Annotated in this window: 12 protein-coding genes and 1 pseudogene; 9 read left to right on the forward strand and 4 right to left on the reverse strand. The window is 66.1% G+C overall.

All coding sequences use genetic code 11. From position 1 onward, the window contains the following. The first annotated feature begins 124 nt into the window (after window positions 1-124). From LRC39_RS13160 to LRC39_RS13180, 5 genes are all read left to right on the forward strand, one after another. Complete coding sequence (locus tag LRC39_RS13160; RefSeq protein ID WP_107355666.1) at window positions 125-1,516, forward strand: TolC family outer membrane protein; 1,392 nt, start codon at window positions 125-127, stop codon at window positions 1,514-1,516. Between the two features lie 292 nt (window positions 1,517-1,808). Then, the gene (locus LRC39_RS13165; RefSeq protein WP_346294606.1) at window positions 1,809-2,600 is read left to right on the forward strand and encodes a PopZ family protein; all 792 of its coding nucleotides are present in this window, start codon (window positions 1,809-1,811) and stop codon (window positions 2,598-2,600) included. 153 nt (window positions 2,601-2,753) lie between these two features. Further along, complete coding sequence (locus LRC39_RS13170) at window positions 2,754-5,627, forward strand: valine--tRNA ligase (protein ID WP_346294607.1); 2,874 nt, start codon at window positions 2,754-2,756, stop codon at window positions 5,625-5,627. 3 nt (window positions 5,628-5,630) lie between these two features. Continuing rightward, entirely contained in the window at window positions 5,631-6,017 is a 387-nt protein-coding gene (locus LRC39_RS13175; RefSeq protein WP_346294608.1) for a VOC family protein, read from the forward strand. A gap of 102 nt (window positions 6,018-6,119) precedes the next feature. Next, window positions 6,120-6,677, forward strand: coding sequence for a hypothetical protein (locus LRC39_RS13180; protein WP_346294609.1), 558 nt, complete (start codon window positions 6,120-6,122; stop codon window positions 6,675-6,677). 7 nt (window positions 6,678-6,684) lie between these two features. Here LRC39_RS13180 and LRC39_RS13185 read toward each other — a convergent pair whose 3' ends face one another. Next, the gene (locus LRC39_RS13185; RefSeq protein WP_346294610.1) at window positions 6,685-7,305 is read right to left on the reverse strand and encodes a DNA-3-methyladenine glycosylase; all 621 of its coding nucleotides are present in this window, start codon (window positions 7,303-7,305) and stop codon (window positions 6,685-6,687) included. Between the two features lie 157 nt (window positions 7,306-7,462). On the opposite strand from LRC39_RS13185, the gene lipA reads away from it, so the two are divergent. Both lipA and LRC39_RS13195 read left to right on the forward strand, forming a co-directional pair. Beyond that, the gene (gene lipA / locus LRC39_RS13190) at window positions 7,463-8,422 is read left to right on the forward strand and encodes a lipoyl synthase (RefSeq protein WP_107355672.1); all 960 of its coding nucleotides are present in this window, start codon (window positions 7,463-7,465) and stop codon (window positions 8,420-8,422) included. Window positions 8,423-8,448: 26 nt separating this feature from the next. Further along, window positions 8,449-8,922: a type II toxin-antitoxin system RatA family toxin gene (locus tag LRC39_RS13195; RefSeq protein WP_012496037.1), complete on the forward strand. Its 474-nt coding sequence runs from the start codon at window positions 8,449-8,451 to the stop codon at window positions 8,920-8,922. Between the two features lie 163 nt (window positions 8,923-9,085). On the opposite strand, the pseudogene LRC39_RS13200 reads toward LRC39_RS13195, so the two are convergent. The 3 genes and pseudogenes from LRC39_RS13200 to LRC39_RS13210 form a co-directional block, all read right to left on the reverse strand. After that, window positions 9,086-10,256: pseudogene (locus tag LRC39_RS13200) on the reverse strand (IS481 family transposase); the annotation flags it as partial. 225 nt (window positions 10,257-10,481) lie between these two features. After that, window positions 10,482-11,102, reverse strand: coding sequence for a CinA family protein (locus tag LRC39_RS13205; protein WP_107344566.1), 621 nt, complete (start codon window positions 11,100-11,102; stop codon window positions 10,482-10,484). A 2-nt stretch (window positions 11,103-11,104) separates the two neighbouring features. Continuing rightward, entirely contained in the window at window positions 11,105-12,301 is a 1,197-nt protein-coding gene (locus LRC39_RS13210) for a bifunctional 2-C-methyl-D-erythritol 4-phosphate cytidylyltransferase/2-C-methyl-D-erythritol 2,4-cyclodiphosphate synthase (RefSeq protein WP_346294611.1), read from the reverse strand. A gap of 273 nt (window positions 12,302-12,574) precedes the next feature. Between LRC39_RS13210 and dusB the strand changes: the two genes are divergently transcribed. Together dusB and LRC39_RS13220 are read left to right on the forward strand one after the other, a co-directional pair. After that, window positions 12,575-13,576, forward strand: a complete 1,002-nt coding sequence (gene dusB, locus LRC39_RS13215; protein WP_346294612.1) for a tRNA dihydrouridine synthase DusB — start codon at window positions 12,575-12,577, stop codon at window positions 13,574-13,576. After that, the gene (locus LRC39_RS13220; RefSeq protein WP_346294613.1) at window positions 13,573-14,745 is read left to right on the forward strand and encodes a two-component system sensor histidine kinase NtrB; all 1,173 of its coding nucleotides are present in this window, start codon (window positions 13,573-13,575) and stop codon (window positions 14,743-14,745) included. The genes dusB and LRC39_RS13220 overlap by 4 nt, the downstream gene beginning before the upstream one ends. Window positions 14,746-14,751: the final 6 nt, after the last annotated feature.

The raw sequence follows: 14,751 nt of genomic DNA on the forward strand, positions 1-14,751 counted from the left end.
GTTTCTTCGGTCAATTCCGTGTCCTATGGTGAGGATGGACTTACCGGACATCGTTCGGCCGAGCGCACGGCGTTGGGCACCGGAAAGTCCGGTGTGGGGAAAAGTTCAGGATTGGATTGCCAGAATGGATGGGCTTAAGCGGATTTCCGGCCTCGCGGCTGCCGGCATCGTTCTGGCGTGCGTGTCGCAGACAGCGGCCCGAGCGGATACCATCGAAGGCGCGCTGGTTCGCGCTTACCAGACTAATCCTCAGCTCAATGCACAGCGCGCCTCGGTGCGCGCCACTGACGAATCGGTCCCTCAGGCTCTGTCCGGCTACCGTCCCAAGGTCGCCGTCACGGCGAGCGGCGGTTATCAGTACACCGACGTGATTTCGTCGGTCGCCGGCAACCAGTTCCAGGCGTCCGGCACCCAGATCCCGCGCTCGGTCGGCGTGACCGCATCGCAGACGCTGTTCAACGGCAATCAGACGGCGAACCGCACCCGTGCGGCCGAAAGCCAGGTGTCGTCGGCGCGAGAAGGTCTGCGGGTGCTGGAGCAGTCGGTGCTACTGTCGGCCGCGACCATCTACATGGACTACCTGCGCGACTCGGCCACGCTCGAAGTGCAGCGCTCCAACGTGCGCGTGCTCGAGCAGACGCTGCGGCAGACCAACGATCGCTTCAACGTCGGCGAGGTGACCCGCACCGACGTGGCGCAGTCGCAGGCGCAGCTCGCGGCCGGAAACACCCAGCAGCTCGCCGCCGAATCGACGCTGACGACGACGCGGTCGAACTACCGCCGCATCATCGGCACCGAGCCGGGCAATCTCGCGCCGGGTTCGCCGGTCGATCGCTATCTGCCGACATCGCTGGCCCAGGCGATCAATCTGGCGCTGGTCGAGAATCCGAACGTCACCGCTGCGATGTACGGCATCGACGTCAGCTATCTGAACGTGAAGATCAACGAGGGGGCGCTGTTCCCGACGCTGACGCTGCAGGCCAGCGCGCAGCAGTCGTGGGAGCCGTCGATCTCGTCGCCGCGCCAGTTCCTTGCTTCGGGCGTCGCGCAGCTATCGGTCCCGATCTACCAGGGCGGCGGTGAATACGCGCTGATCCGGCAGTCGAAGGAAACGCTGGCGCAGCAGCGCCTCAACCTCGAACAGGTGCGCGACCAGACCCGCGCCAGCGTGGTGCAGGCGTGGGGCCAGCTGCAGGCCGCCAAGGCGCAGGTCTCGTCGGCGCAGTCCCAGGTCAAGGCCTCGGAAATCGCGCTCAACGGCGTGCGTGAAGAAGCCCGCGCCGGCCAGCGCACCACGCTCGACGTGTTGAACGCGCAGCAGGCGCTGGTGAATGCCCGCGTCGCGCTGGTGACCGCGCAGCATGACCGCGTCGTTGCTTCTTATGCGGTGCTGAACGCGGTCGGCCGGTTGTCGCCGCAGGTGCTCGGCCTGAAGACCGACGTCTATGATCCCAGCGTGCACTACCAGCAGGTGCGCGACAGCTGGGGCGGCGTGCGGACTCCCGACGGCCGCTGATTGCGGCCGCGACTGCGCCCGGGATTCTGCCCGGGCGCGTTTGCTTGCAAACAACTAATCGGCTGCCTACCGTTGATCGGGTCGTCGTGACGATTCGAGTCGGAGATGCGCCCGTGTTTCGTGGCGCTCCACGTTGTTACACGTGGAGCGGACCTCGGGGCGTACCGTAGTTGAAGCTGGGGACAAGTCCTGCTTCCAACGCGAAACCTGGCGCCGCCGATCCGGAACCGGTCTCTCCCGTAGAGCTTTGATGTTACAACGCCGGGAAGGGCGTGATGATGTGGAGTCGGAGATGACGCAGCCTGCAAAGGCGCAAGAGCCTTCCATGGAGGAGATTCTGGCGTCGATCCGTCGCATCATTGCCGATGACGAAGCCAAGCCCGCGACCCCGGCACCTGCGCCGGTGGCCGTTGCCCCGAAGCCGGAGCCGCCCAAGCCGGCTCCCCCGCCGAGCAAGCCCGCGGCCATGACCCCACCTCCGTCTGCACCGAGTCCGGTGGCGCAAGCCGCGCCGCCCAAGCCCGCCGCCGCTGCGCCGAAGCCGGCGCCTCCGCCAACGCCGGCGCCGGCCGAGAGCAACAGTCAGGACGACATCGACGCGCTGCTCGCCGGCCTCGACGCCGACACCACGGAGGAGGAGGTTCGTCCGCCGCAGCCGGATGGCGACGTGCTCGAACTGACCGACGAGATGGCGCTGCCGGAGCCCGGACCCGAGCCGGCGCCGCCGCCACCACCTCCGCCGCCGCCGCCCGTTCAGAAAGCGCCGATCGAGGACGACATCGAATTCGCCGAAGCCGCGCCCAAGCCGCGCGCGCCGGAGCCGGCCTACGAGCCGCCGCCCGCGGCGGCGGCCTGGAGCGAAGAGCCGCAGCAGCCGATCCTGTCGCGGACCACCGCCGCGGCGGTGGAATCGGCGTTCAATTCGCTCGCCACCACAGTGCTCAGCAACAATGCCCGGACCCTTGAGGATCTGGTCAAGGAGATGCTGCGGCCGATGCTGAAGGCTTGGCTCGACGACAATCTGCCGACGCTGGTCGAGCGGATCGTCCGCCAGGAAATCGAGCGGGTCTCGCGCGGGCGCTGAGCCCGTTTGGCGGAGGCGCTGCCTCCGCCTGATCCTCCGCCTGATCCAATGGACCGGCCTCCATTGTTGACTTGCGGCGCGCCGGAAGGTTTCTAGCGTCGTCCAACGAGCGCGTTCGCGGCCCGGCGACGCGCCTTTTTTGATTGCAGCGCCATGATCGAGAAAACCTACCAGCCAGCCGACATCGAGGCCCGCATTTCGCGCGCCTGGGAAGACGCGGAGGCCTTCAAGGCCGGCCGTCCGGATCGCCGCGACGCCGTCCCGTACTCGATCGTGATTCCGCCGCCGAACGTCACCGGCTCGCTGCACATGGGCCATGCGCTCAACAACACGCTGCAGGACATCCTGTGCCGGTTCGAACGGATGCGCGGCCGCGACGTGCTGTGGCAGCCCGGCACCGATCACGCCGGCATCGCCACCCAGATGGTGGTCGAGCGCCAGCTGATGGAGCGCCAGGAGCCGAGCCGCCGCGACATGGGCCGCGCCAAGTTCCTGGAGCGGGTGTGGCAGTGGAAGGCCGAGAGCGGCGGCGTCATCGTCAACCAGCTGAAGCGGCTCGGCGCGTCGTGCGACTGGTCGCGCGAGCGCTTCACCATGGACGAGGGGCTGTCCCGCGCCGTCGCCAAGGTGTTCGTCGAGCTGCACCGCCAGGGCCTGATCTACAAGGACAAGCGGCTGGTCAATTGGGACCCGAAGCTGCTGACCGCGATCTCGGATCTGGAAGTCCAGCAGATCGAGGTGAAGGGCAGCCTCTGGCATCTGCGCTATCCGTTCGAGGGCAAGACCTTCGATCCGGCCGATCCGTCGACCTTCATCGTCGTCGCCACCACACGTCCCGAAACCATGCTGGGCGACACCGCGGTGGCGGTGAATCCGGAAGACGAGCGCTACACGCATCTGGTCGGCAAGCACGTCATCCTGCCGCTGGTCGGCCGGCGGATTCCGATCGTGGCCGACGAATACTCGGACCCCGAGAAGGGCTCGGGCGCGGTGAAGATCACGCCGGCGCACGACTTCAACGACTTCGATGTCGGCAAGCGGCACCATCTGCCGCAGATCAACGTGCTCGACATTGAGGGCAAGATCTCGGTCGCGGACAACAGCGCCTATCTCGAAGGCCTGCCGGAAGGCGCGCGCGAATTCGCCGAGGAGATCAACGGCACCGACCGCTTCGTCGCCCGCAAGATGATCGTGGCGCGGCTCGATGATTTCGGCTTCCTGGAGAAGATCGAGCCCAACGTCCACATGGTGCCGCATGGCGACCGCTCCGGCGTGGTGATCGAGCCGTTCCTCACCGACCAGTGGTACGTCGACGCCAAGACGCTGGCGCAGCCGGCAATCGCCGCGGTGCGCTCGGGTGAGACCACCTTCGTGCCGAAGAACTGGGAGAAGACCTACTTCGAGTGGATGGAGAACATCCAGCCGTGGTGCATCTCGCGCCAGCTGTGGTGGGGCCACCAGATCCCGGCGTGGTACGGGCCGGACGGCAAGGTGTTCGTTGCCGAAACCGAGGAAGAGGCGGTCGGCAACGCGCTCGGCTACTACGTCGAGCAGGAAGTGATCACGCCCGCGCAGGCCCACGATATGGCGGAAGATCCCGCCAAGCGTGAGGGCTTCATCACCCGCGACGAGGACGTGCTCGACACCTGGTTCTCGTCGGCACTGTGGCCGTTCTCGACGCTCGGCTGGCCGGACGAGACGCCCGAACTCGACCGCTACTATCCGACCAATGTGCTGGTCACCGGATTCGACATTATCTTCTTCTGGGTCGCCCGGATGATGATGATGGGCCTGCACTTCATGGACGATGTGCCGTTCCCGACTGTCTACATCCACGCCCTCGTTCGCGACGAGAAGGGCGCCAAGATGTCGAAGTCGAAGGGCAACGTCATCGATCCGCTCAACCTGATCGACCAATACGGCGCCGATGCGCTGCGCTTCACGCTGGCGGCGATGGCGGCGCAGGGCCGCGACATCAAGCTCGCGACTTCGCGCGTCGAAGGCTATCGCAACTTCGCCACCAAGCTCTGGAACGCATGCCGCTTCGCCGAGATGAACGGCTGCGTCGCGCCGAAGGACTTCGATTTCACGGCGGCCAAGGAAACGCTGAACCGCTGGATCGCGCACGAGACCGTCCGCGCGGTGCGCGAGGTCACCGAGGCGATCGAATCCTATCGCTTCAACGACGCCGCCGAAGCTGCGTATCGCTTCGTCTGGAACGTGTATTGCGATTGGTATCTCGAACTCGCAAAGCCGGTGCTGATGGGCGACGAGGGCGCTGCCAAGACCGAGACCCGGGCGATGGTGGCGTGGGCGCGCGACGAGATCCTCAAGATCCTGCATCCGTTCATGCCGTTCATCACCGAAGAGCTGTGGGCGGTGACCGCGCCGCGCGACGGACTGCTGGTGCTGGCGCCGTGGTCGCGCAAGGCCGGGATCTCGGACGAGGAAGTGTCGGTGCTGGCGGCCTCTGCCGCGACTGATCCGATGGCCGGGCCGGCGATGCTGGCAATTCCGGAGCCGCAGGAGCCGGACTTCACCGACGATGCGGCTGAAGCCGAGATCGGCTGGGTGGTCGATCTCGTCACCGCGATCCGCTCAGTGCGCGCCGAGATGAACATCGTGCCGTCGACCCTGACGCCGCTGGTGCTGGCCGGCGCTTCCGCCGACACCAATGCGCGGGCGAGCCGCTGGAGTGACGTGATCAAGCGGCTGGCTCGCGTCGGCGACATCTCGTTCGCGGACGCGGCACCGCAAGGGGCCGTGCAGCTCCTGGTGCGCGGCGAAGTGGCGGCGCTGCCGCTCAAGGGCGTGGTCGATTTCGCCGCCGAGCAGGTCCGGCTCGAGAAGGAGCTCGGCAAGGCCGAAGCCGACATCAAGCGCGCCGAGGCCAAGCTGGCGAACGAGAAGTTCGTTGCCAACGCCGCCGAAGAAGTTGTCGAGGAAGAACGCGAGAAGCGCGAGGCCGCGGTCGCACGCAAGGTCAAGATCCTCGAAGCGCTGCTTCGGCTCAAGAACGCGAGCTGACCTTTGCTCGACCACGTCTCGATCACCGTGTCCGACATTGCGGTGGCCGAGCCGTTTTACGATGCGATCATGGCGGCGCTCGGCGTCGTCAAAGTCGGCGCCCGCGGCGATTGGCTCGGCTATGGCGAGCGGGCGCGGCCTGATCATCCGGACCGCGTCTATCTGTCGATCCGCAAGGGCGACAGGCCGGAGCCGGCCTATGGCCGGCACTGGTGCTTCAAGGCGAGTAGCCGCTCAGTGGTCGATGCATTCTGGCAAGCCGGGCTCGCGCACGGCGGCATCGATCAGGGCGCACCGGGACTGCGCGATTATCATCCCGGTTACTACGCGGCCTTCATCGCCGACCCGGACGGTAACCGGCTCGAAGCGGCGTGCCACACGCTCGGCTGAGCGCTTTCCGTGCACCTGCTGTCCGTCTCCGCGGCGTTGATCGGCGCCAAAGTATGACACCGCGGCAGTCGCGTAGGATCGGGCATCAAGGGGGCTGTGCCGATGCTCGCTTTCCTCAAGCTGCTGATCTCGTTTGCGCCGTGGCTGTCGTTTCTGATCATCGCCCGTGACACGTTGCTCCGGGTGGAGATCGGCCTCTGCGTCGCACTGGCGCTGACGGTCCTGATGGGCGTGTTGAAGCTCCATCGCGGTATCATTCTGTGGGTCGGCGTGGTGTTCTTCGGCGCCGCGACCATCGCGGTGATGGGTTTCAACGACACCTGGACGCTGCACCATCTTGGCGTGCTCGCCAACGGCGCGCTGGCGGCCGGCGCCTGGCTGACCATCCTGCTCGGAAAGCCGTTCACGCTCGACTACGCCAAGGAGCATGTCGATCCGGCTGTCTGGAACGATCCGAAATTCATCCGCATCAACGTGCTGATGACCGGCATCTGGGCGACGGCTTTCACCATCAACGCGGCGCTGGCATTCGGCAAGATGGAGCAGGTCGCACTGCCCGAACTCGCCTACGAGCTGATCTCCTATGCGGTGCTGATCGGCACCGCGATCTTCACGGTGTGGTACCCGGACCATTTGCGGAAGGCGAGGGCGGCAAACTGAACCGCGCTCAGCGCGGGAATGGCTTGCTCCAGAACCGCGAGCCCTTCAGCCCATAGCGCCACGGATAATCGGCCGCCTTGGTGATGCCGATGCGCGGTCCGGTGACGATCTCCGGCGTGGTGATCCGGCGATGGATCGCGAACGGGGCGGCGTCGAGCGGCAGGCCGTTGTGAGCGATGGTGATGCCGAGGGCCTGCGCCAGCTTGCCGGGGCCGGAACACAGGCTGCGCGGCTCGTCGAGACCGCGGCGCTTGCGCATCGCCGCAAGGCCGTGAGTCGGCTCCAGCGCGCGGATCAGCACCGCGCTGGCCGAGCCTTCGGGCTCGCAAACGACATTGACGCACCAATGAATGCCGTAGGAGCGATACACGTAGGCGACGCCCGGCGGGCCGAACATCACCTGGTTGCGCGGTGTCGGTCCGCCATAGGAATGCGCCGCCGGGTCGGTGTGGTGATAGGCTTCGACCTCGACGATGACACCGCCGGCGCCGCCGAACAGTAGCGTTGCGCCGATCAGCTCGGGCGCGACGTCGTGGACGCTGCGGGCAAAGAACCGGCGCTTCAGTAGTGGGCCGAGGGTGGGATGTGTTCCGTCCGGCGACGCCTTCGGAACGCGGGGCTTGGTCATCTGCGACAGGGATTGTGCGCCAGAAGGCGCGGCCGACGATGCGCGTTATGCTTACAATTCGAGCATTATTCCAAGGGATAACGGCCCGCAAGCAGCCCGGGTTGCGGGACGGGGGCGGCCGGATTAGGTAGGGTTCTCGCGCAAACCCAGGCAGCTCATGGTCGTTCTCGTCGATACGGTGTCCGCCAATCCCGTCCGCCCCCGGCATCCGGAGAAGGCGGCGCGGCCCGACGCGCTGTCGCCGAAGAAGCCGGACTGGATCCGGGTGCGCGCGCCGACCACGCGCGGCTATGGCGAGACCCGCGGCATCGTCAAGGAAAACGGCCTGCACACTGTGTGCGAAGAGGCCGGCTGCCCGAACATCGGCGAGTGCTGGGACAAGAAGCACGCCACCTTCATGATCATGGGGGACACCTGCACCCGGGCGTGCGCGTTCTGCAACGTCAAGACCGGGATGCCGGGCGCGCTCGACGCCAACGAGCCGGCCTATGTCGCCGAGGCGACGCGGAAGCTCGGGCTGCAGCATCTGGTGATCACCTCGGTCGATCGCGACGATCTGGCCGACGGCGGGGCGGCGCACTTTGCCGCGACGATCCGCGCGGTGCGCGAAGCCTGCCCGACCACGACGATCGAGATCCTGACGCCGGACTTCCTGCGCAAGGACGGCGCGCTGGAAGTCGTGGTCGCCGCCAAGCCGGACGTGTTCAACCACAATCTCGAAACCGTGCCGTCGCGCTATCTGTCGGTGCGGCCGGGCGCGCGTTACTTCCATTCGATCCGGCTGCTGCAGCGGGTGAAGGAACTCGATCCGACCATCTTCACCAAGTCCGGCATCATGGTCGGCCTCGGCGAGGAGCGCCACGAGGTGCTGCAGGTGATGGACGATCTGCGCTCGGCGGAGGTCGATTTCCTCACCATCGGCCAGTATCTGCAGCCGACCCGCAAGCACCACGCGGTGATGCGCTACGTCACGCCGGACGAGTTCGCCGGCTATCAGACCACCGCCTACGCCAAGGGCTTCCTGATGGTGTCGGCGAGCCCGATGACGCGCTCGTCGCATCACGCCGGCGACGACTTCGCCAAGCTCAAGGCGGCGCGCGCGGCGCGAGCCCGCTAACAGTCCAAGACCTGAAGTCCGAGACGATGCCGCAGTTTTCCAACAGGCGCAGAGTGCCGCACAGTGCTCAGCAGATGTTCGACCTCGTTGCTGACGTCGAGCGCTATCCGCAATTCGTGCCGCTGTGCAAGGCGCTGAAGATCCGCGAACGCATCCAGCAGCCGGACGGCAACGAGGTGGTGATCGCCGACATGACGGTGTCGTTCAAGCTGGTGCAGGAGACCTTCACCAGCCGCGTCACCCTCGATCGCGCCAATCTCAAGATCCTGGTCGAGTATCTCAAAGGCCCATTCTCCAATCTGGAGAACCGCTGGACGTTCGCGGCCAAGACCGAGCGCGCCTGCGAAGTCGGCTTCTTCATCGCCTACGAATTCAAGAGCCGGATGCTCGCCACCCTGATGGGCGCGATGTTCGACACCGCGTTCCACCGCTTCGCCGAAGCCTTCGAAACCCGCGCCGACCAGATCTACGGCACCGGCCCGAAGCTGTCGCGGGTGTAGTTAGTTTCGCACCGTCAACAGCCTTCCGTCATTGCGAGGAGCGCAGCGACGACGCAATCCAGCTCGATGCACGGAGCTGGATTGCTTCGCTTCGCTCGCAATGACGGAGATGGCGAATACTTGAATCTACACACTCCGTCGTCATCGCCGGGCTCGATGTATGGCCCGGGCACATGGGTGACGGGTGTTCGGAGACATGGGTCACGGTTTCATTTAGCCGATTTATGTAGGTCGATGCATGCGATTTGGTGGGCGCCGAAGAAGACGCCGAAGGTGCCATCGATGGCAGTTGGTCTGATCGCCAGCAGTTCGCCGCGGAAAGCTTCGGGTGCGCTGAAGCGGCGATTGGCGAAGCGGAAGTCGGCTTTGAGTTGGCTGGCCCGGCGCACGATCGTGCCCTCTTCGTATTCGACTTCGGGTAATTTGGTCGGCATCGAACGCTCGCTCGGCCGATAACGGCTCGCCGGCACATCGTAGTCGATCGCTTGGTGTGGCCGTTCCATGTTGTAGACCTTGCGCCAGCGATCGAATGCCGCCAGGATCTGTCGGAGGCTTGTGAACGCCATCATCGAGAGCACCTCTTCCTTGAGTGTGCGATGGAAGCGCTCGTTCTTGCCGTTGGTCTGTGGATGGTAGGGGCGCGCGTAGACGACGTCGACGCCAAGCTTGAGCAACCAGACCCGCAGCTTTGTCCATCGCATCTGCGAGCAAGTGCCACACGGCACCCCGTTGTCGACCAGAAAAGCGTTCGGTAGACGGAACTGGCCGAAGGTTCGTTCGAGGTGCTGCTGGACGGTCTCGCTTTGCTCGTTAGCGCAAGCCTGCAGGCACAAATTATATCGTGAATGGTCGTCGACCATCGTGAGCGGATGACAGAAGACGCGGTTGCCGAATGCGAATCGTCCTTTGAAGTCCATCTGCCAGAGATCGTTCGGTGCGGCGTGTTCGAACCGCGTATAATGCGGCGGATGCTGCTGCGCCGGGATTCGATCGTTCCGCTGCAGGATGGCGTGCACGGTCGAGGCCGCCGGAACGGCCGCCGTCTTCAGGCGGCGGCGGATCTTGCGCGCTCCCCAGGCCGGATGATCGTCCCTGATCTGCAGGACCGCCGCTTCAATCGTCTTGCCACTGCGCTTGGGCGAGCGATGCGGACGCCGGGTCCGATCTTGCGCCCAATCCGGATCACCAGAGGTCGCTCGCTTCAGCCATTTGTAGGCGGTCTTCGGGCTGATCCCGAACCGGCGGCACAGCTCCTGCCGGTTCACCTCCGGCTGCTGAAACAACTGAATAAACTCAATCCTCTGGTCCATGAGTAACACCTTGGGCCACGGCATCCCGGCCTCCTGAGCCTCTCGATGCCATCGATGTGTTACCCATGTCTCCGAACAGCCATTACCTATCTCTCCGGGCCATACAACAAGCCGGGCGACCCAGTATTCCAGAGCGCTTCCGCAGATCACGAGTGCTCTGAGATACTGGCCCTCCGCCTTCGCGGAGGGGGACGGCGATGATCGGGCCGAGCCGTGCACTTCATGCCGGCCTGACGAATAGCGCCGCCGCTAAGTCTTCTTCGGCTTCACCGGCCGCTTCGGCTGCGGACGCTTGGCGGCGACGCGGCGGGGGGAGCGGGCGACGCGTTTGTGCACGCCGGTGGCGACTTCGCGCTTGGCCTTGGTCGGCGGCTTCGGGCCGCGGGCGAGTTCCAGCAGCATCCGCAGGGCTTCGACCACCGAGCGCTGGCGGACGTTGCTGCGGCCGATCGCGCCGAACCGCTGCTCGCGATGCGAGATCCGGCCGTCGCGTGACGCCACCGCGAAATGCACCAGGCCGACCGGCTTGCCGGGCGTCGCGCCGCCGGGGCCGGCGATCCCGGTGATCGAGACCGCGAGATCGACGTCGGCATTCTCCAGCGCGCCGACCGCCATCGCGATCGCGGTTTCCTTGCTGACGGCGCCGAAGGTGGTGAGTGTGGCGTTCTCGACGCCGAGCAGGTCATGCTTGGCGGCGTTGGAATAGGTGACGAAACCGCGGTCGATCACGTCGGACGAGCCGGGGATGTCGGTCAGCGCGCCGGCGACCAGACCGCCGGTGCAGGACTCGGCGGTCGCGATCATCAGCTTCCGCGAACGGCAGAGGTCGAGCAACGAGCGGGCGAGGGCGCGGGCGTCGTTGCTACTCATCGTCAGCCGGCCAGTCCGTCGGCGCCCCAGGGCAGCCGGATGGTGGCGGATGCGGTCGCCGCGATGCCTTCCTCACGGCCGGTGAAGCCGAGCTTCTCGCTGGTGGTGGCCTTCACCGCGACGCGCGACACCGGCACGCCGGTGATCTCGGCGATGCGCTGGCGCATCGCGTCGCGCAGCGGGCCGATCTTCGGCCGCTCGCAGATCATCGTCACTTCGAGATTGGCGACGCGGCCGCCACGCGCGGTGACGCGGTCGATCGCGTATTTGAGGAACTTGTCGGAGGCTGCGCCCTTCCACTGCGGATCCGTCGGCGGGAAGTGCGAGCCGATGTCGCCATCCGCCAGCGCGCCGAGGATCGCGTCGACCAGCGCATGCAGGCCGACGTCACCGTCCGAATGCGCCAGGAAGCCGCGGGTGTGCGGCACCTTCAGGCCGCACAGCCAGACGTGGTCGCCTTCGCCGAACGCATGAACGTCGTAGCCGGTGCCGGTGCGGATATCGCCGAGTGCGGCCATCAGCCGGCTTTCCTCGCGCGCGAAATCTTCCGGAGTGGTCATCTTCATGTTGTTAGCATCGCCCTCGAAGGTCGACACCGTCAATCCCGCCCATTCGGCGATTGCGGCGTCGTCGGTGAATTCGTCCCGGCCGTCCTGGGCAGCGCGGCGGTGGGCGTCGAGGATCACGTCGAAGCGGAACGCCTGCGGGGTCTGGGCGATCCGCAAGGTAGCGCGGTCCGGCGTCGCATCGACCGCGCCGTTGGCGTCGACCTGCTTGATGGTGTCAGTCACCGGGACCACCGGCAGCGCCGCGCCAGTCGCGCCAGCCGCGGTGATGGCGCGGGAGATCAGTTCCGGGGTGACGAAGCAGCGCGCGGCGTCATGGATCAGCACGATATCCGGCTTCAGTTCGGCCAAAGCCTCCAGGCCGGCGCGCACCGAGGCCTGCCGGGTCGCTCCGCCGCCAACCGCGGGGCGGAAATTCAGGCCGGCCACCGCCGCGTTGAACATCTCGGTGTCGTCGGGATTGGTCACCGGCTGCACCGCCATCACGCCCGGATGGGTGCAGAACGGCTCCATCGCCCGGGCGATCACCGGCCGTCCGGCGAGGGTGCGGTATTGCTTGGGACCGCCTGCGCCGGCGCGCAGGCCGCGACCGGCGGCGACGATAATGGCAGCAGTACGGGGCGAGTTCGGCATCGGATCAATTGATACGGAATTGGGATGGCCTGCGCTGGTCGCGCCGGTGCACAGCCCTTACCATGCCGGAGCAGGAAAGCAGCATGATTCCATCGCCGCAGCCGCCGGCGGCCGGGGACAATTGCTGCAACGCACTTGCATGTCAGATATGATTGGCTAAACTGTAGGCAATGATCTACTATGCTCAAACATTGAGCGAGGCCGAGCCTGCAACTGCGCTGGCTATCAAATGAGCAACGAGTGACGCGCCCGACTGTAACAGGTTCGCCGCCTTTGAGGATTGGCAATATTGCGGTGCCTGATCCGGTGTTGTTGGCGCCGATGACAGGCATTACCGATGCGCCGTTCCGCCGGCAAGTCGCGGAGCTGGGCGCCGGTCTGGTGGTATCGGAGATGACCGCCAGCGAGGATCTGGTCGCCGGCCGCCGGATGTCGGTTCGTCGCTGCGACAAGGTCGGGCAGGGGCCGCACGTGGTCCAGCTTGCCGGCTGCGAGGCGCGCTGGATGGCGGAGGGCGCCCGGATTGCGGAAGCCGGGGGCGCCGACATCATCGACATCAATATGGGCTGCCCGGCGCGGCACGTTACCGGCGGTCTGTCCGGCTCGGCGCTGATGCGTGATCTCGATCACGCGCTGACGCTGATCGAGGCGACGATCGGTGCGGTGCGGGTGCCGGTCACGCTGAAGATGCGGCTCGGCTGGGACGATCGTTCGCGTAACGCGCCCGAGCTGGCGCGGCGTGCGCAGGACGCCGGGGTGCAGCTCGTCACGGTTCATGGCCGCACCCGGCAGCAATTCTACAAGGGCGAAGCCGATTGGAACGCGGTCCGCGCCGTCCGTGACGCGATCTCGATTCCGCTGGTGGTCAACGGCGACATCACCTGCCACGCCAGCGCGGTCGAGGCGCTCAAGCGCTCCGGAGCCGACGCGGTGATGATCGGGCGCGGCGCCCAGGGGCGGCCGTGGTTGCCGGGGCAGATCGGGCGCCAGCTCACCACCGGTCAGGTCGAGGCCGAGCCTCCGCTCGCCGCGCAGCGCGATTACTTGCGCACGCTCTACGACGACATTCTGGCGCTGTACGGCGTCAAAATCGGGCTGCGTCACGCCCGCAAACATCTCGGCTGGTCGCTCGAGGTGGCCGCTGCCAGCGCCGGCGCTCCGCCGTCGGTTCTGAAGAGCTGGCGCACCACGATCCTGACCGAAGAGAATCCGGCCCGCGTGCACAGCGCGCTCGCCGATGCCTACGATGATTTCGCCTGGAGGGCCGCCGCATGAACGCCATCGTCGAACCGCGCCGGGCGCAGCCGACCGACAGCGATGCGATCCTCAACGCGCTGCCGAATCCCGTGCTGCTGGTCGGCCCGGACGGCAAGATCGTCGACGCCAACATGGCGGCGGAATCGTTCTTTGAGATTTCGACGCAATTGCTGCGGCGGCAGTCGCTGACCGATCTGGTGCCGTTCGGCAGCCCGCTACTGGCGTTGATCGATCAGGTTCGCGTCGGGCATTCTCCGGTCAACGAATACAAGGTCGACCTCGGCACGCCGCGGATCGGCGCCGACCGCCAGGTCGATCTTCACGTCGCGCCCCTCAATGAACGGCCCGGCCACATCGTGGTGATGCTGCAGGAGCGCACCATCGCCGACAAGATGGACCGCCAGCTCACGCATCGCAGCGCGGCGCGCTCGGTGATCGCGCTCGCCGCCATGCTGGCGCATGAGATCAAGAACCCGCTGTCCGGTATCCGCGGCGCGGCGCAACTGCTGGAGCAGCAGGCGTCCGCCGAAGACCGCATGCTGACCCGGCTGATCTGCGACGAGGCCGACCGTATCGTCACGCTGGTCGACCGTATGGAAGTGTTTGGCGACGACCGTCCGGTCGCACGCGGCCCGGTGAACATCCACTCGGTGCTCGATCACGTGAAGCGGCTGGCGCAGTCGGGCTTTGCCCGCAACATCAAGTTCATCGAGGACTACGACCCATCGCTGCCGCCGGTGCTCGCCAATCAGGATCAGCTGATCCAGGTGTTCCTCAATCTGGTGAAGAACGCTGCCGAGGCTGTGGTCGATCTCGGCTCCGATGGCGAGATCCAACTCACCACCGCGTTCCGCCCCGGCGTCCGGCTGTCGGTGCCGGGCAAGAAGACGCGGGTGTCGCTGCCGCTGGAATTCTGCGTGCGGGACAACGGTCCCGGCGTTCCCGAAGATCTGCTGCCGAACTTGTTCGATCCGTTCGTCACCACCAAGCCGTCCGGCTCCGGCCTCGGTCTTGCATTGGTAGCGAAGATCGTCGGCGATCACGGCGGCATCATCGAGTGTGAATCGCAGCCGCGCAAAACCACCTTCCGGGTGCTGATGCCGATGTTCAACACCGCTAAGGCCCTTCAATCCCCGAACGGCGAGGACGCGCCGGCGTCGTCCGATGCCTCACAGACTGCAAGATGAGGACTC

Source organism: Rhodopseudomonas sp. P1, assembly GCF_039642825.1.
GTDB classification, from domain to species: domain Bacteria; phylum Pseudomonadota; class Alphaproteobacteria; order Rhizobiales; family Xanthobacteraceae; genus Rhodopseudomonas; species Rhodopseudomonas palustris_H.